Source organism: Pseudomonas sp. TWI929, from assembly GCF_039673335.1.
Taxonomy (GTDB): Bacteria; Pseudomonadota; Gammaproteobacteria; order Pseudomonadales; family Pseudomonadaceae; genus Aquipseudomonas.
This window is the reverse complement of sequence record NZ_JBDJLK010000068.1, coordinates 1-16469: the sequence shown is the minus strand read 5'-3', so window position 1 is coordinate 16469 and position 16469 is coordinate 1. Positions and strand designations below refer to the sequence as shown.

General features: G+C 63.6%; 15 protein-coding genes. 10 read left to right on the top strand and 5 right to left on the bottom strand.

Annotation, left to right across the window (positions count from 1 at the left end; genetic code table 11):
- Positions 1-185: 185 nt before the first annotated feature.
- The 3 genes from ABE456_RS21835 to ABE456_RS21825 are packed head-to-tail and all read right to left on the bottom strand — an operon-like array spanning position 186 to position 2871.
- Positions 186-953: a heme ABC transporter ATP-binding protein gene (locus tag ABE456_RS21835; protein ID WP_346645776.1), complete on the bottom strand. Its 768-nt coding sequence runs from the start codon at positions 951-953 to the stop codon at positions 186-188.
- A complete protein-coding gene (locus ABE456_RS21830) occupies positions 953-1936 on the bottom strand; it encodes an iron ABC transporter permease (RefSeq protein WP_346645786.1) in 984 nt (327 codons plus the stop codon). The genes ABE456_RS21835 and ABE456_RS21830 overlap by 1 nt, the downstream gene beginning before the upstream one ends.
- 50 nt (positions 1937-1986) lie before the next feature.
- On the bottom strand, positions 1987-2871 hold the full coding sequence (locus tag ABE456_RS21825) for an ABC transporter substrate-binding protein (RefSeq protein ID WP_346645775.1): 885 nt from the start codon (positions 2869-2871) through the stop codon (positions 1987-1989).
- A 148-nt stretch (positions 2872-3019) separates the two neighbouring features.
- Here ABE456_RS21825 and ABE456_RS21820 point away from each other — a divergent pair, with 148 nt between their 5' ends.
- Entirely contained in the window at positions 3020-3337 is a 318-nt protein-coding gene (locus ABE456_RS21820; protein ID WP_346645774.1) for a Rieske (2Fe-2S) protein, read from the top strand.
- Here ABE456_RS21820 and sfsA read toward each other — a convergent pair.
- Both sfsA and ABE456_RS21810 read right to left on the bottom strand, forming a co-directional pair.
- Positions 3327-4040 (bottom strand): DNA/RNA nuclease SfsA, encoded by a 714-nt coding sequence (gene sfsA / locus ABE456_RS21815; protein WP_346645773.1) that lies wholly within the window; start codon positions 4038-4040, stop codon positions 3327-3329. The two genes, ABE456_RS21820 and sfsA, sit on opposite strands and share 11 nt — an antisense overlap.
- Positions 4040-5212 carry a pyridoxal phosphate-dependent aminotransferase gene (locus ABE456_RS21810; RefSeq protein WP_346645772.1) on the bottom strand — a complete coding sequence of 391 codons (1173 nt, stop codon included), beginning with the start codon at positions 5210-5212 and terminating at the stop codon, positions 4040-4042. The genes sfsA and ABE456_RS21810 overlap by 1 nt, the downstream gene beginning before the upstream one ends.
- A gap of 210 nt (positions 5213-5422) precedes the next feature.
- On the opposite strand from ABE456_RS21810, the gene dksA reads away from it, so the two are divergent.
- From dksA to panC, 9 genes are all read left to right on the top strand, one after another.
- A complete protein-coding gene (gene dksA / locus ABE456_RS21805) occupies positions 5423-5866 on the top strand; it encodes an RNA polymerase-binding protein DksA (protein WP_003259209.1) in 444 nt (147 codons plus the stop codon).
- Between the two features lie 63 nt (positions 5867-5929).
- Positions 5930-6817 carry a tRNA glutamyl-Q(34) synthetase GluQRS gene (gene gluQRS / locus ABE456_RS21800; RefSeq protein ID WP_346645771.1) on the top strand — a complete coding sequence of 296 codons (888 nt, stop codon included), beginning with the start codon at positions 5930-5932 and terminating at the stop codon, positions 6815-6817.
- A 157-nt stretch (positions 6818-6974) separates the two neighbouring features.
- Positions 6975-7151: a hypothetical protein gene (locus ABE456_RS21795; RefSeq protein WP_003250005.1), complete on the top strand. Its 177-nt coding sequence runs from the start codon at positions 6975-6977 to the stop codon at positions 7149-7151.
- Positions 7135-10110, top strand: coding sequence for an ATP-binding protein (locus tag ABE456_RS21790; protein WP_346645770.1), 2976 nt, complete (start codon positions 7135-7137; stop codon positions 10108-10110). Before ABE456_RS21795 ends, ABE456_RS21790 begins: the two co-directional genes overlap by 17 nt.
- Positions 10111-10114: 4 nt before the next feature.
- On the top strand, positions 10115-11557 hold the full coding sequence (locus tag ABE456_RS21785; protein ID WP_346645769.1) for a sigma-54 dependent transcriptional regulator: 1443 nt from the start codon (positions 10115-10117) through the stop codon (positions 11555-11557).
- An 832-nt stretch (positions 11558-12389) separates the two neighbouring features.
- Positions 12390-13778 carry a polynucleotide adenylyltransferase PcnB gene (locus tag ABE456_RS21780; RefSeq protein WP_346645768.1) on the top strand — a complete coding sequence of 463 codons (1389 nt, stop codon included), beginning with the start codon at positions 12390-12392 and terminating at the stop codon, positions 13776-13778.
- Positions 13775-14254: a 2-amino-4-hydroxy-6-hydroxymethyldihydropteridine diphosphokinase gene (folK, locus tag ABE456_RS21775; RefSeq protein ID WP_346645767.1), complete on the top strand. Its 480-nt coding sequence runs from the start codon at positions 13775-13777 to the stop codon at positions 14252-14254. Before ABE456_RS21780 ends, folK begins: the two co-directional genes overlap by 4 nt.
- A gap of 261 nt (positions 14255-14515) precedes the next feature.
- The gene (panB, locus tag ABE456_RS21770) at positions 14516-15316 is read left to right on the top strand and encodes a 3-methyl-2-oxobutanoate hydroxymethyltransferase (RefSeq protein WP_346645766.1); all 801 of its coding nucleotides are present in this window, start codon (positions 14516-14518) and stop codon (positions 15314-15316) included.
- Positions 15313-16176: a pantoate--beta-alanine ligase gene (gene panC / locus ABE456_RS21765; protein WP_346645765.1), complete on the top strand. Its 864-nt coding sequence runs from the start codon at positions 15313-15315 to the stop codon at positions 16174-16176. The genes panB and panC overlap by 4 nt, the downstream gene beginning before the upstream one ends.
- Positions 16177-16469: the final 293 nt, after the last annotated feature.

The following is a 16469-nucleotide window of genomic DNA, read 5'->3' as shown; positions in this document are numbered from 1 at the left end:
CGTTACTCCATGTCATCCACAATTTATCCGGCCTGCACCGTTCCGTGTAGGAGCGGATTTGTGTCGCGTTTGGGCCGCACCGCGGCCCCGGCAATATCAGCGTTATCGCAAAGATCCCGGGGCTGCTTTGCTGCCCAATCGCGACACAAGGCCGCTCCCACAAAAAAAGCCGCGCAGTATGCCCCTCAGCGGGTGATGATCAGCGGGTGCCCGCGTTCAGGATGCGCCTGCACCAGCACATCTATCCCGTACACAGCCTTCAACGCCGCCGGCGTCAGCACCTCTTCGGGCTCGGCAAACGCATGGCAGCGCCCCTGCTCCAGCAGCAGGATGCGATCACAGTAGCGCGCCGCCAGGTTCAGGTCATGCAGGATTACCAGCACTGCAGCGCCACGGTCGGCAAAGCGGCGCACAGCTTCCAGGGTAGTGTGCTGGTGCAGCGGGTCGAGCATCGAGGTCGGCTCGTCGAGCAGCAACGTGGTGCCCTCCTCCCCTGGCCATAGCTGCGCCAGCACGCGGGCCAGGTGCACCCTTTGCCGCTCGCCGCCGGACAACGCCAGGTAACTGCGCTCCACCAGGTGCAAAGCATCTGCCGCCTGCAACGCTGCCTCGACAATTTCGGCATCGCGTTGCTGCCCGGTGCCATGCGGCATGCGCCCCATGCCCACCACTTCCTCCACCCGGAACGAGAAACCCAGGCTGGAAACCTGTGGCAGCACTGCCAAACGCCTGGCGCGCTCCTGCCCGGCCCAGTCAGCCAGTGGCCGGCCCTGCAACGTCACCTGCCCGCGATCGGCCACCAACTCACCGCACAGCACGCCTAGCAGGCTACTCTTGCCAGCACCGTTGGGCCCCAGCACGCCCACGACCCGCCCTGGGTGCAGCTCAAGGTGGATGTCATGCAACACCTCATTGCTACCCCGCCGCAGGTACAGGCCGTCGACTTGCAACATCAGCTGCGCCCTCGCATCAGCAGGAACAGGAAGAATGGCGCACCGATAAAGGCCGTGACGATACCGATCGGCAGCTCGGCCGGCGCCAGCAGCAGCCGTGCCGCCAGGTCGGCAAACAGCATCAGCACGCCCCCTGCCAGCAAAGAAGCTGGCAACACCACACGGTGATCTGGCCCGGCCAGCAGGCGAACCAGGTGCGGCACTACCAGGCCGATGAAACCGATCAACCCCGCAGCCGCCACTGCAGCGCCCACGCCTAGCGCCGTGCAGAACACCAGCTCGCGTTTAAGCCGCTCCACGTCAACGCCCAGATGGCGCGCCTCCGATTCACCCAGCAGCAGGGCATTCAGCGCCTTGGCCCGGCGTGGCAGCCACACTGCTACCCCCGCCGCCACCAGTAACAGCGGCCACAGCCGCTGGTAGCTGGCGCCATTGAGGCTGCCGAGGTTCCAGAAGGTCAGCGTGCGCAGGGTGGCGTCATCGGCCAGGTAAGAGAACAGCCCCACGGCCGCACCGCCCAGCGCAGTCATCGCTACGCCAGCCAGCAGCATGGTAGCGACGTTGGTCTGGCCGTCGCGCCGCCCAAGGCGGTAGACCAGCGCGGTTACCCCAAGCCCGCCGACAAACGCGCAGAATGACAGCAGATAGGGTGCGAAAGCATCCGGCAGGCCGCCAAACCAGGCACCACCAACAATAGCGACCGCTGCCCCCATCGCCGCCCCGGCGGCCACCCCTACCAGCCCGGGGTCGGCCAGCGGGTTACGGAACAGCCCCTGCATGGCCACCCCGGACAGCGCCAGCACCGCGCCCACCGCCAGCCCCAGCAGGGTGCGCGGCAGGCGGATCTGACCAAGGATCATTTCGGCCTGTTGCAGACCGTCGGCGGCGATGGGCAGGCCCAACAGGCGCAGCCCCGCGCGCAGGGTATCGAACAGCGGCAGGCTGACCGGCCCCAGCGCCAGCGACAGCCAAACCGCCAACAGGCACAGCAGGCTCAGGCAAATGAATAACGTACGTGGCTGGACCCGCTGTTTCATTGTGCGAAGCTGGCCTTGGCTGCCGGGTAGAAGGTAGCTGCCAGCGCTTGCAAGGTCGCCGGCAGGCGTGGCCCGAGCCCACCCACCAACAGTGTCGGATCAAGCGATACCAGGCGTTTCTCACGCACAGCACGCGAAGCAGCCAGCGCCGGGTTCTCTTTCAACAGCGCCTGCAAGGCCTGTTCATCGGCCAGCGCCCGGTCGGAAAACACGATCACATCCGGGTCCAGTGCCGCCAATGCTTCGCTGGAGAAGTTCTTGTAGCCCTGATGCTCTGCAAGGTTTCGCCCACCTGCCTGGCCCAGCAGCCAGTCACCTGCGGTGCCCTGCCCTGCTATCAGCGGCTTGGCCCCGGCATGCCCGACCAGCAGCAACACCCCCGGCGCCTTGTGCCCGCCCTGAGCCTGCTTGACCTTGGCTTGCAGGGCATCAAGCTGCTGGTGGTAACCGGCCGCCAATGCCGAAGCCTGTTGTTCCGTGCCAAGCAACTGCCCCAGGTGCTTGAGGTTCTCATCCACAGCCGCCAGCTCTGCCTTGCTGGAGAACAACTCCACCCGCACACCCGCGTTGCGAATTTGCGCGAGTACCGGCGGCGGGCCCATTTCTTCGGTGCCCACCAGCACATCCGGGCGCAGGCTGAGAATGCCTTCGGCCGACAACTGCCGCTGGTAACCTACGCTGGGCAATGATTTCAACGAGGCCGGATGCTGGCTGGTAGTGTCCACACCCACCAGGCGCGCCTCACCACCCAGCACGGTAATCCACTCGCTCAAGGCACCACCGGCGCTGACCCAGCGTTGTGGCAGCTCGGCCGCCAGGGCCTGGGTAGAGAGCACTAGGCTTGCACACAGGGCGAGCAAAGCGGCTGGACGGCGCATCATCGGGTTCCTTCTGAAGGCAGGTCGCACGCCTTGTGGCGGGCGGCGGAACTGCGCACCATAGGCAGCCAGGCGCAGCGAATGCGGGCAATTTGATAATTATTCGCATTGACGCGTCAAGCCATCATCTGTTTCACGAGTCGTCCTTGCCATGCACTTCCTTTGTACTTCACACAGCCTGGCCGAAGGCCAAAGCCGCGCCTTCAGCGTAGACGGCCTCGATCTGTTCGGCGTGCGCCGCCACGGCCAGGTCTACCTGTACCGCAACCGCTGCCCGCACAAGGGCATCCCGCTGAACTGGGCAGAAGACGCGTTTCTCGATGACAGCGCCAGCCTCATCCATTGCGCCCACCACGGCGCACTGTTCCTGATCGAAAGCGGCGAATGCGTGGCCGGCCCCTGTGAAGGTGAGCAGTTGCTGGCCCTGGGCTGCCACGAAGACAGCCAAGGCATCTGGTTCAAGGCGTAAGCAGCACCGGCAGGCGGCGGTCAATGACGATGCCTTCGGCATCCAGGCGCGTGCCATAGGCTAACACCTCCACCCCTTCCGCTACCGCAGCACGCAGAGCCTGGGCATAGGCCGCATCGATTTCCTCGGCTGGGCGTACGGCCTCGATACCGGTTAGGTTCACGCAATACAGCTGCACCGCCCGCACGCCCTGCTGGGCCAGCTTCGCCAGCTCGCGCAGGTGCTTGGCACCGCGCTGGGTCACCGCATCAGGGAAAGCCGCGACTGTGCTGTCCGGGTAGCCCAGGGTCACGCTCTTGACCTCGACATAAGCCGGGGCACCGTCGAATTCCAGGCGAAAGTCGATGCGGCTGCCCTCCTCACCATAGGCCACCTCGCGCTTTAGCGCGGTGAAGCCGGCCAGTTCGGCGATGATGCCGGCACGCAGGGCTTCTTCGACCAGCGCATTGGCCCGCCCGGTATTTACGCAGGCCAGCCGCCCCTGTGGGGTTTCGCTGATTTCCCAGGTGCCCGGCAGCTTGCGCTTGGGGTCGTTGGAGCGGCTGAACCACACCTGTCCGCCTTCACGCATGCAGTTGAGCATGGAGCCGGTATTCGGGCAGTGGATGGTCATCTGTTCGCCGCTGGCCAGTTCGATGTCTGCCAGAAAACGCTTGTAGCGACGCAGCAGGCGGCCCTGTTCGAGTGAAGGAACGAAGCGCATCAGCCTTGCCAGCTCCGCAGGCCACGGGCAATGCGCTGCACCGCCTCTTCCAGGCGCGGCAAGCTCTGGGTGTAGGCAAAGCGCACATGGTGCCCGGCCAGGTGACGACCGAAGTCCAGCCCTGGGGTAAAGGCCAGGTGCTCGGTTTCCAGGAAATGCCGGCAAAAGGCGAACGCATCACCGCCAAAGGCACTGATATCGGCATACAGGTAGAACGCCCCCTGTGGCTCGACGGCAATGCGGAAGCCTAGCTCGCGCAGGGCCGGCAGCAAGTAATCACGACGACGGGCGAATTCGGCCCGGCGCTCCTCGAAAATGGCCAGGGTCTCGGGCTGGAAACACGCCAGCGCGGCATGCTGGGCCATGCTGGGCGCACTGATGTACAGGTTCTGCGCCAGTTTCTCCAGGTCAGCCACCGCGCCGGGAGGCGCCACCAGCCAGCCCAGGCGCCAGCCGGTCATGCCGAAATACTTGGAAAAACTATTCAGGACAAACGCCGAGTCATCCACTTCCAGCACGCTCGGTGCGTCCATGCCATAGGTCAGGCCATGGTAGATCTCGTCCACCACCAGGTGGCCGTGGCGCTCGTGGGTGGCCTTGGCAAGGCTGGCCAGCTCTTCGCGCCCCAACACGGTACCGGTAGGGTTGGCCGGCGAAGCGACCAGTGCGCCGACCGTGTCCTTGTCCCAGTAACGCTCGACCAGGTCGGTAGTCAGCTGGTAGTTCACCTCCGGGCCCACCGGCACCAGCTGTGCCCCGCCCTCGACCAGGCGCAGGAAGTGGCGGTTGCAGGGGTAGCCAGGGTCGGCCAGCAGCCAGTGCTTGCCCGGGTCGACCAGCAGGCTGCTGGCCAGCAGCAGCGCACCAGAGCCACCCGGGGTAATGAGAATGCGCTCAGGGTCGATGTTCAGGCCATAACGCTGGCCATAGAAGCCGGCAATGGCTTCACGCAGCACCGGCAGGCCGCGCGCAGCGGTGTAGCGGGTGTGCCCTGCGGCCAATGCCGCCTGGCCCGCGGCCACGATAGGTGCGGCCGTGGTGAAGTCAGGCTCACCGATTTCCAGGTGAATGACGTCGTGCCCCGCCGCCTGCAGCTCGTTGGCCCGGGCCAGCAGCGCCATGACATGGAAGGGTTCGATGGCGCGGCTGCGCGCACTGTAAGGGTGGGCCATGACCTTCTCTCAATTGGGTCTAAACTGTTGATTCTACCTCTGCACGCCACCGAACGTGCGGCCTGCGCCGCTGTCAATTGTCAGGGTAGGGCGGGGTAGCGCACCCCCGATCTATCTGGTAAGTTCGGCGGCTCGCAGTCGCAGGGCCGGCGGGTGCCGGAGATGGAGCAGCCTGCGCATTGGATCAGATGAGTGAGAGGCGGTCTATTCATGTCCACCGTAGAAAAGCAAAAAGCCCAGACCATGTACGGTGTCGAGCCCTACGTAGAATCCAAGGGTGAAGAATACATGGGCGAGCCCATGAAAAAGCACTTCACCAAGCTTCTCGGCGCCTGGAAGCAAGAGCTGATGACCAGTGTGGACCGCACTGTGGACCACATGAAGGATGAAGCAGCCAACTTCCCAGACCCGGCCGACCGCGCCAGCCAGGAAGAAGAGTTCGCCCTGGAGCTGCGCAACCGCGATCGTGAGCGCAAGCTGATCAAGAAAATCGACAAGACCCTCGACAAGATCAAGGCCGACGAATACGGCTGGTGCGAATCGTGCGGCATCGAGATCGGCCTGCGTCGCCTGGAGGCTCGCCCTACCGCCGACCTGTGCTTCGACTGCAAGGAAATCGCCGAGAAAAAGGAAAAAACGGTCGGCAAAGGCTGATCTTTCTTCCACCTGAACGGGGCGCATCATGCGCCCCGTTTCATTTATATACCCAGCCTGACCATGACCGACTCCAGCTACATTGGGCGTTTTGCCCCCACCCCCAGCGGCTTCCTGCACTTTGGCTCGCTGGTCGCCGCCCTCGCCTCCTGGCTCGATGCCCGCGCCGTCAACGGCCGCTGGCTGCTGCGCATGGAAGACACCGACCCGCCCCGGGAAATGCCCGGCGCCCGTGACGCGATCCTGCAAACCCTGGAGCGCTACGGCCTGGAGTGGGATGGCGAGGTAGTGTTCCAAAGCCAGCGGCACGACGCCTATGCCGCAGTGGTCGACCGCCTGTTCAACATGGGCCTGGCTTATGCCTGCACCTGTTCGCGCAAGCAACTGGAAGGTTACAACGGTATCTATCCAGGCTTGTGCCGCAATGCCGGGCATGCCCGCGAAGGCGCGGCGATCCGCTTGCGGGTGCCAGAGCTGATCTACCGCTTCACCGACCGCGTGCAGGGTGAATACCAGCAGCACCTGGGGCGAGAGGTTGGCGATTTCGTCATCCAGCGCCGCGACGGGCTGTATGCCTACCAGCTGGCGGTGGTGCTGGACGATGCCTGGCAAGGTGTTACCGACATCGTGCGCGGCGCCGACCTGCTCGACAACACCCCGCGCCAGCTGTACCTGCAAGAGCTGCTGGGCTTTTCGCAGCCGCGTTACCTGCATATCCCGCTGATCGTGCAGCCGGATGGGCACAAGCTGGGCAAGTCGTACCGCTCGCCGCCGCTGCAGGCGGAGCATGCGACGCCGCTGTTGCTGCGGGCATTGCGGGCGCTGGGGCAAGAGACTGATCCGGAGTTGCTGGTAGCAACACCGGCTGAAGTGCTGGCTGTAGCCCGCACGCAGTGGCGACCGGAGGCGATTGCGCAGAAGACTACGGTGCCAGAGGCTGATTTGCGCTGAGGCATTGCCGGCCCTATCGCCGGCAAGCCACTCCTAAAAAACAAAAGCCCAACAAATTCAACCTCTTGGCGAACACTATGGATTCCCGCTAGCATCCCCCCAGTCATTTGCGCCAATAATAAGTCCAAGCCCGCAGCGCCCAACCATCGAGGCCAGCATGTACATCTATCGTTTGGTCCTGCTTCTGGTCGTGGGGATCTACCTGTTCTCCCCGGCCATCATGGACTGGTGGATCGAACCGACCGGAGCCTGGTACCGCCCTTACCTGCTCTGGCTGATCCTGATCGTCGTCACCTTCATCCTGCAGAGCCAACGAGATGCCGATGAGCTTTAGCCTGACCCAGATGATCCTGATCAGCGCCGGGTACCTGATGGTGCTGTTCGGCGTGGCCTGGGTCAGCGAGCGCGGGCTGGTCCCGCGTTCGATCATTCGCCACCCACTCACCTACACCCTGTCGCTGGGCGTGTACGCCAGTGCCTGGGCCTTCTATGGTTCGGTGGGCCTGGCCTACCAGTACGGCTATGGCTTCCTCGCCTGTTACCTGGGCGTGTCCGGCGCATTCCTGCTGGCGCCGGTGCTGCTTTACCCAATCCTGAAGATCACCCGCACCTACCAGCTGTCTTCGCTGGCCGACCTGCTGGCGTTTCGCTTCCGCAGCACGTGGGCCGGGGCCCTGACCACCATCATCATGCTGATCGGCGTGCTGCCCTTGCTGGCCCTGCAAATTCAGGCGGTGGCCGACTCCATCAGCATCCTGACCGGTGAACCGGTCAAGGCCCGGGTGGCCTTCGCCTTCTGTACGCTGATCATCCTGTTCACCATCTTCTTCGGCTCACGGCACATCGCCACGCGCGAAAAACACGAAGGGCTGGTGTTCGCCATTGCCTTTGAATCGGTGATCAAGCTGCTGGCGCTGGGCGGCATCGGCCTGTACGCCCTGTACGGCGTGTTCGGCGGCCCGCACGAACTGGAAGTCTGGCTGCTGCAGAATCAGACCGCCCTGGCGGCCCTGCACACCCCGCTGCAGGAAGGCCCATGGCGCACCCTGCTGCTGGTGTTCTTCGCCTCGGCCATCGTCATGCCGCACATGTACCACATGGCCTTCACCGAAAACCTCAACCCGCGCTCGCTGGTCAGCGCCAGCTGGGGCCTGCCACTGTTCCTGCTGCTGATGAGCCTGGCGGTGCCGCTGGTGCTGTGGGCCGGCCTGCGCCTGGGCGCCAGTACCAACCCTGAGTATTTCACCCTGGGCCTGGGGATTGCCGCCAACAACCAGGCACTGGCGCTGCTGGCCTACGTTGGCGGGTTGTCGGCCGCCAGCGGCCTGATCATCGTCACCACCCTGGCGCTGTCGGGCATGGCCCTGAACCACCTGGTGCTGCCGCTGTACCAGCCCCCGGCCGAAGGCAACATCTACCGCTGGCTGAAGTGGACCCGCCGCGCGCTGATCGTCGCCATCATCACCGCCGGCTTCATGTTCTACCTGACCCAGAACAACCACCAGAGCCTGGCCAACCTGGGCATCGTCGCCTTCGTCGCCACCCTGCAGTTCTTGCCTGGCGTGCTGTCGGTACTGTACTGGCCCACCGCCAACCGCCGCGGCTTCATCGCCGGTCTCCTGGCCGGCACCCTGGTATGGATGGTGACCATGTTGCTGCCGCTGCTGGGCAACCTGCAGGGCTTCTACATTCCGCTGCTGGACATGATCTATGTGCTGGACGATACCAGCTGGCACATGGCGGCCATCGCCTCGCTGGCGGCCAACGTGCTGTTGTTCACCCTGATTTCGCTGTTCACCAACGCCAGCACCGAAGAGGTCAGCGCCGCCGAAGCCTGCGCGGTGGACAACGTGCGCCGCCCGCAGCGCCGCGAGCTGCACGCTGCCTCACCACAGGAGTTCGCTACCCAGCTGGCCAAGCCGCTGGGGGCCAAGGCCGCGCAGAAGGAAGTGGAGCAGGCCCTGCGCGACCTGTACCTGCCGTTCGACGAACGCCGCCCCTATGCCTTGCGCCGCCTGCGCGACCGCATCGAGGCCAACTTGTCCGGCCTGATGGGGCCGAGCGTGGCCCAGGACATGGTCGAGACCTTCTTGCCGTACAAGTCCGGCAACGAAAACTATGTGACCGAAGACATCCACTTCATCGAAAGCCGCCTGGAAGACTACCACTCACGCCTGACCGGCCTGGCCGCCGAGCTCGATGCCCTGCGCCGCTACCACCGCCAGACCCTGCAAGAACTGCCCATGGGCGTTTGCTCGCTGGCCAAGGACCAGGAAATCCTGATGTGGAACAAGGCCATGGAAGAGCTCACCGGCATCGCCGCCAAGCACGTGGTCGGCTCGCGCCTGGTCACCATCGGCGAACCCTGGCGCGGCCTGCTACAGGGTTTCATCAACGTGCCCGACGAACACCTGCACAAGCAGCGCCTGGCACTGGACGGCCAGCCCCGCTGGCTGAACCTGCACAAGGCGGCCATCGACGAGCCGCTGGCTCCGGGTAACAGCGGCCTGGTGCTGCTGGTGGAGGACCTCACCGAAACCCAGGCACTGGAAGACAAGCTGGTGCACTCCGAACGCCTGGCCAGCATCGGCCGCCTGGCCGCCGGCGTGGCCCACGAGATCGGCAACCCGATCACCGGCATCGCCTGCCTGGCGCAGAACCTGCGCGAGGAACGCGAAGGCGATGGCGAGATCATCGAGCTGTCCAGCCAGATCCTCGAACAGACCAAGCGCGTATCGCGTATCGTCCAGTCACTGATGAGCTTCGCCCATGCCGGCGGCAGCCACCAGAACAGCGAAGAGCCGGTGTGCCTGGCCGAAGTGGCGCAAGATGCCATCGGTCTGCTGGCGTTGAACCGGCGCAATTTCGAAGTACAGTTCTTCAACCTCTGCGACCCGGACCACTGGGCCGAAGGGGACCCGCAGCGCCTGGCCCAGGTGCTGATCAACCTGCTCTCCAACGCCCGTGACGCCTCGCCGCCCGGTAGTGCCGTGCGCGTGCGCAGTGAGGTCAACGAACACACCGTCGACCTGATTGTCGAGGACGAGGGCAGCGGGATTCCGAAGAACATCATGGACCGCCTGTTTGAACCCTTCTTCACCACCAAGGACCCGGGCGAAGGCACCGGACTGGGGCTCGCTCTGGTCTATTCCATCGTGGAAGAGCATTATGGGCAAATCACCATCGACAGCCCGGCCGATATCGAACGGCAACGTGGCACCCGGATCCGCGTGACCCTGCCCCGGCATGTCGTAGCGACGTCCCCTGAAATTCGAGACCGTCGAGAGAATTGAATCAATGCCGCACATTCTGATCGTCGAAGACGAAACCATCATCCGCTCGGCCCTGCGTCGCCTGCTCGAGCGGAACCAGTACCAGGTCAGCGAAGCCGGCTCGGTGCAGGAAGCCCAGGAACGCTTCAGCATTGCCACCTTCGACCTGATCGTCAGCGACCTGCGCCTGCCAGGCGCGCCTGGCACCGAGCTGATCAAGCTTGGCCAGGGTACCCCGGTGCTGATCATGACCAGCTATGCCAGCCTGCGCTCGGCGGTGGACTCGATGAAAATGGGCGCGGTGGACTACATCGCCAAGCCTTTCGACCACGACGAGATGCTGCAGGCCGTGGCGCGTATCCTGCGCGACCGGCAAAACGCCCCCGCCGCCGCACCGGCTGCCGAGCCGCGCACCACCAATGGCAAGGCTGCCCCGGCCGACAAAGGCAACGCAGCGCCAGCCAATGGCGAAATCGGCATCATCGGCTCGTGCCCGCCAATGCAGGACATGTACAGCAAGATCCGTAAGGTCGCACCCACCGACTCCAATGTGCTGATCCAGGGCGAGTCGGGCACCGGTAAAGAACTGGTCGCCCGCGCCCTGCACAACCTGTCGCGGCGGGCCAAGGCACCGATGATCTCGGTGAACTGCGCGGCCATCCCCGAAACACTGATCGAGTCCGAGCTGTTCGGCCACGAAAAAGGCGCATTTACCGGCGCCAGCGCCGGGCGTGCCGGCCTGGTAGAGGCCGCCGACGGTGGCACGCTGTTCCTCGACGAAATCGGCGAACTGCCACTGGAAGCCCAGGCCCGCCTGCTGCGTGTACTGCAGGAAGGCGAGATTCGCCGGGTGGGTTCGGTACAGTCGCAAAAGGTTGATGTGCGCCTGATCGCCGCCACCCACCGCGACCTGAAGAACCTGGCCAAGGCCGGCCAGTTCCGTGAAGACCTTTATTACCGCCTGCACGTGATCGCCCTGAAACTGCCAGCCCTACGCGAGCGTGGCAGCGATGTAAACGAGATCGCCAGTGCCTTCCTCGCTCGCCAGAGCGCGCGTATCGGCCGCGACGACCTGCATTTCTCGGCAGAAGCCGAGCAGGCCATTCGTCACTACAGCTGGCCGGGTAACGTACGTGAACTGGAAAACGCTGTGGAGCGCGCCGTGATCCTCAGCGAGAGTGCAGAAATTTCTGCTGAGCTGCTGGGCATCGACATCGAGCTGGGTGACCTGGAAGAGGATGAGATCCTCAATAACGCCCTGGTCGTGGCCAGTGCCGCCAATGCCAGCCACGAGCCAACCGAGGACCTGTCACTGGAAGACTATTTCCAGCACTTCGTCCTCGAACACCAGGACCACATGACCGAGACCGAGTTGGCACGCAAGCTCGGCGTCAGCCGCAAGTGCCTGTGGGAACGCCGCCAGCGCCTGGGCATTCCACGGCGCAAGAGCAACGCCACCAGCGAATAACCGGCCTGCCTGGGCGGGAGGTTCCTCCTGCCCTCTCTCTACAGCCTTTCGGGCCGATTCGCGAGTAAACCCGCTCCCACACCCTCAAGGGTGGTGCAATTCCCTGTGGGAGCGGGTTTACCCGCGAATCGGCCGGCACAGCCAGCCCTCACACCCCAGGTAACACATCAGTTCCCGCAAAAATCTGTTACCCGAGCTTTCCGGCGTAACAATCCCCGAGGCGTAAGGTAACGAAATTTCGCCATTTTCAGCCGCGAAAATCTCGCCAGACCACCTCAACCCATTGATTTTATTGGGTTTCGAAAAGTTGGCACGGCACCTGCTATATGTTTGGTACAAGAACAATAACAAGCACTGCAACTCAGAATAAGAACAAGACGAAACGGCTCACGCACAATAAAAACAAGACGGCGGAGGCGCAGCTAACTGATTCTTTTGGAGAGGATGCGTGTTTGGGGCTTGCCCCACAACCAGGCAGAGAACAACAAAAACTGCACTAAAAAGCAGCGCCTGAACTGGTTGGATCGACAGATCAACGTGACATCAGCGGCCAAAGCAATCCGTTTGCTCTTAACCCCTGGATTGGGGGTCGTCCACAAGCTTCGAGATTTGTGGACAGGGCACTCAACAAAAACAAAAAGCCCAGCAAAAAAATAATAAGAGCACGCAACGACACTTCTTGGGGAGCTTAGGCTCCCCTTGTCGTTTCCACCCTTCTGGCAGGCACCCTGCTACCCGCCTACACCATTCCCTGAGTAAATGCTAGAATCCCCGCCCATCATGCGGCCATTCTCCTATTCTTGGCCGAACATTCCTTCAAACAGTGCATCCCATGCTGAAGAAGCTGTTCCAGTCGTTCCGCCCGCCCGTACAGGGCCAGCACCACAGGCGCACCACGCCTGAGGTGATCAACAAGAGCCAGCACTCGCTGCAGCGCCACCAGTTCAGCCGCCATGCGGTGAACATCGTCGAGCGCCTGCAAAGTGCGGGTTACCAGGCTTACCTGGTCGGTGGCTGTGTCCGCGACCTGATGCTGGGTATCACGCCGAAAGACTTCGACGTCGCCACCAACGCCACCCCCGAACAGGTTCGTGCCGAATTCCGCAACGCGCGCATCATTGGCCGCCGCTTCAAGCTGGTCCACGTGCATTTCGGCCGTGAGATCATCGAAGTCGCCACCTTCCGCGCCCACCATTCGGATGAAGACCAAGGCGACAGCCACCGTTCGTCGCATAACGCCAGTGGTCGCATCCTGCGTGACAACGTATACGGCACCTTGGAAGAAGACGCGCAGCGCCGCGACTTCACCATCAACGCCCTCTACTACGACCCGGTCAGCGAGCGCATTCTCGATTACGCCAACGGTGTGCACGACGTGCGCAATCGCCTGTTGCGCCTGATCGGCGACCCGACCCACCGTTACCAGGAAGACCCGGTGCGCATGCTGCGCGCGGTGCGTTTCGCTGCCAAGCTGGACTTCGGTATCGAAAAGCACACGTTCAAGCCGATCCGCGAACTGGCGCCATTGCTACGCGAAATCCCGCCAGCACGCTTGTTCGAAGAGTGCCTCAAGCTGTTCCTTTCCGGCCAGGGTGCCATCGCCTTCGAAATGCTGGTCGACCTGGAACTGTTCGAGCCTTTGTTCCCGGCCAGTGCGCACGCCCTGGAAGATCGCCCAACCTACACCCATACGCTGATCAGCCAGGCACTGAACAACACCGACCTGCGCGTGAAGCAGGGCAAGCCGGTGACGCCAGCCTTCCTGTTCGCAGCGCTGCTGTGGCCCGCCCTGCCGGCCCGTGTACTGCACCTGCAAAACCAGGGCGTGCCGCCGATTCCGGCCATGAATGGCGCGGCCCACGACCTGATCGCCGAGCAGTGCGCACGTATTGCCATCCCCAAGCGCTTCACCCTGCCAATCCGCGAAATCTGGGACATGCAGGAGCGCCTGCCACGCCGCAGCGGCAAGCGCGCCGACATGCTGCTGGACAACCCACGCTTCCGCGCCGGTTACGACTTCCTGCTGCTGCGTGAAAGCGCCGGCGAAGAAACCGACGACCTCGGCCAGTGGTGGACCGATTACCAGGATGCCAACGACAGCGAGCGCCGCGAGATGATTCGCGAACTGGGCAGCCGAGACGAAGGTACCGGCGCCGGCCCGCGCAAACGCAAGCGCAGCGGTAGCAAACGCAAGCGCGGTGGCGACGAGGCGTTCGAGTGAAGACTCGCGCCTACGTCGGCCTGGGTAGCAACCTGGACGCACCTGCCGAGCAGCTGCGTAGCGCCTTGCAGGCCCTCGACCAGGTCGAAGGCACGCGCCTGGTGGCGGCCTCGGCCCTGTATACCAGCGACTCACTGCTGCCCGGCCAGCCACGCTACACCAACGCCGTCGCTGCCCTGGACACCGCCTTGCCGCCACTGGCCCTGCTCGATGCGCTACAAGCCATCGAAAACGGCCAGGGCCGCGTACGCAAGGAACGCTGGGGGCCACGCACGCTGGACCTGGACATCCTGTTGTTCGGCGACCATGTGCTCGACGAGCCACGCCTGAAAGTGCCGCATTACCATATGCATGCCCGGCCTTTCGTGCTGTACCCGCTGGCCGAACTGGTACCGGGCGATTTCTGCCTGGCCGATGGCCGCGCCCTTGCGCAATTGCTCGACGACTGCCCGTTCGTCGGCCTGGAACGCCTGTAAACCGGGCGTTTCAGCCTTTCACGCTGGACGGTAACGCCAGTAACACCCTTATCGTAACAATGCGGTAACAGGGTGATTGACTTCCCCCACCTCGCTCACGACTATAGGCGTCCCGTGTGGCACCAAAGTGCCGCATACCCGTATTTAGGCCCGGACGGACCTGTGCCCGAACATCACGCGCGATGATGTGCCGCTCCGGAAGATGACTACACGCGTTGAATGCAGTCGTTTTTTACAGCGCCTGAACGAGGAATTTCCTACATGCCTGAAGTAACCCTGACAACCCTCAACGGCCTCAAGGCCAAGGGTGAAAAAATCACCATGCTGACCTGCTACGACGCGACCTTTGCCAAGGCCGCCAGCCAGGCCGGCGTCGAAGTGTTGCTGGTGGGCGACTCGCTGGGGATGGTCCTGCAGGGCCACGACAGCACTTTGCCGGTAACCACAGCTGACATGGCCTACCACACCGCCAGCGTCAAACGTGGCAATGACGGCGCGCTGATCCTCGCCGACCTGCCGTTCATGGCGCACGCCACCCCGGAACTGGCCTTTGCCAACAGCGCCACACTGATGCAGGCCGGCGCCCACATGATCAAGATCGAAGGCGCCGCCTGGCTGGGCGAGACCATCCGCCTGCTGGCCGAACGTGGCGTACCCGTGTGCGCGCACATGGGCCTGACCCCGCAAACCGTCAACGTACTGGGCGGCTACAAGGTCCAAGGCCGCCAGGAAGCCCAGGCCCGGCAGATGCGCGCAGACGCCATTGCCCTGGAGCAAGCCGGTGCGGCCATGCTGCTGCTTGAATGCGTGCCCAGCGAACTGGCGGCGGAAATCACCAATGCCGTCAGCATTCCGGTGATCGGCATTGGCGCCGGCAGCGCCACCGATGGCCAGGTGCTGGTCCTGCATGACATGCTCGGCCTGTCGCTGAGCGGCCGGGTACCGAAGTTCGTGAAGAACTTCATGCAAGGCCAACCGGATATCCACAGCGCCCTCGTCGCTTACGTCGAGGCGGTCAAGCAAGTCAGCTTCCCTGGCAGCGAACACGGGTTCAGTGCATGAATACAGTCAAGACCGTCCGCGAACTGCGCGCCGCCGTTGCCCGCGCCCGCTGTGAAGGCAAGCGCATCGGTTTCGTGCCGACCATGGGCAACCTGCACAGCGGCCACGCGGCCCTGGTGACCAAAGCAGCGCAGCGCGCCGATTTCGTGGTTGCCAGCATCTTCGTCAACCCGCTGCAGTTCGGCGCCAACGAAGACCTCGACAAGTACCCACGCACCCTGGCAGCCGACCAGGAACGCCTGCTCGAGGCCGGCTGCAACCTGCTGTTTGCGCCAACCGTGGAAGAGATGTACCCCGATGGCATGAGCGTGCAAACCCGCGTCAGCGTGCCCCAGCTTTCCGAAGGCCTGTGCGGCGCCAGCCGCCCTGGGCATTTCGAAGGCGTGGCCACCGTGGTCAGCAAGCTTTTCAACATGGTCCAGCCAGACCTTGCCGTGTTCGGCGAAAAGGATTTCCAGCAGCTGGCGGTGATCCGCGCCATGGTGCGCGACCTGAACATACCGGTGCAGATCATCGGCGAACCCACCGTACGTGCCGAGGATGGCCTGGCGCTGTCGTCGCGCAATGGTTACCTCACGCCGGAGCAACGTGCTGCCGCGCCGGCGCTGTACCGCACGTTGCAGCAGATTGCGGCGGGTATTGGCCGGGGCCAGCGGGATTTTGCGGCGCTGGTCGCTGAAGGCCAGGCGCAGCTGAGCGCTGCCGGTTTCCGTCCGGATTACCTGGAAGTGCGCCATGCCGTCAGCCTGCGCCCGGCGCAGCTCGATGACCGTGACCTGGTGGTGATTGCGGCGGCTTACCTGGGTAACACCCGGTTGATCGACAACCTTTACCTGCATGTGGAAGAAAAGACCGCGTAACGGCCTGGGGCTGCTTTGCAGCCCATTCGCCGGCCAGCCAGCCCACACAGGGGCGCAAAGCGCCCCCAAATTCCCCTCGCCATACCCATTCCCTGTAAGTGGCCTTTGCCTATAATGGTGCCAGCCTGAACCCGGCAACGACTGCCGTGTCCAAGGCATCACCACGCACCGAGGGAACCCTGCGCAATGGCGTATTACCGTACACCCCATGATGTGACGGCCCTGCCCGCCTGGCAGGCGCTTCAGCAACACCGCGACGCCATGCAAGGCTTCAGCATGCGCGAAGCGTTCGC

Bases quoted from the DNA above. Each gene is read 5' to 3' on its own strand.
- ABE456_RS21835 (WP_346645776.1), bottom strand. From the start codon at position 953: ATGTTGCAAGTCGACGGCCTGTACCTGCGGCGGGGTAGCAATGAGGTG.
- ABE456_RS21825 (WP_346645775.1), bottom strand. From the start codon at position 2,871: ATGATGCGCCGTCCAGCCGCTTTGCTCGCCCTGTGTGCAAGCCTAGTG.
- ABE456_RS21820 (WP_346645774.1), top strand. From the start codon at position 3,020: ATGCACTTCCTTTGTACTTCACACAGCCTGGCCGAAGGCCAAAGCCGC.
- sfsA (WP_346645773.1), bottom strand. From the start codon at position 4,040: ATGCGCTTCGTTCCTTCACTCGAACAGGGCCGCCTGCTGCGTCGCTAC.
- ABE456_RS21810 (WP_346645772.1), bottom strand. From the start codon at position 5,212: ATGGCCCACCCTTACAGTGCGCGCAGCCGCGCCATCGAACCCTTCCAT.
- dksA (WP_003259209.1), top strand. From the start codon at position 5,423: ATGTCCACCGTAGAAAAGCAAAAAGCCCAGACCATGTACGGTGTCGAG.
- gluQRS (WP_346645771.1), top strand. From the start codon at position 5,930: ATGACCGACTCCAGCTACATTGGGCGTTTTGCCCCCACCCCCAGCGGC.
- ABE456_RS21795 (WP_003250005.1), top strand. From the start codon at position 6,975: ATGTACATCTATCGTTTGGTCCTGCTTCTGGTCGTGGGGATCTACCTG.
- ABE456_RS21790 (WP_346645770.1), top strand. From the start codon at position 7,135: ATGCCGATGAGCTTTAGCCTGACCCAGATGATCCTGATCAGCGCCGGG.
- ABE456_RS21785 (WP_346645769.1), top strand. From the start codon at position 10,115: ATGCCGCACATTCTGATCGTCGAAGACGAAACCATCATCCGCTCGGCC.
- ABE456_RS21780 (WP_346645768.1), top strand. From the start codon at position 12,390: ATGCTGAAGAAGCTGTTCCAGTCGTTCCGCCCGCCCGTACAGGGCCAG.
- panB (WP_346645766.1), top strand. From the start codon at position 14,516: ATGCCTGAAGTAACCCTGACAACCCTCAACGGCCTCAAGGCCAAGGGT.
- panC (WP_346645765.1), top strand. From the start codon at position 15,313: ATGAATACAGTCAAGACCGTCCGCGAACTGCGCGCCGCCGTTGCCCGC.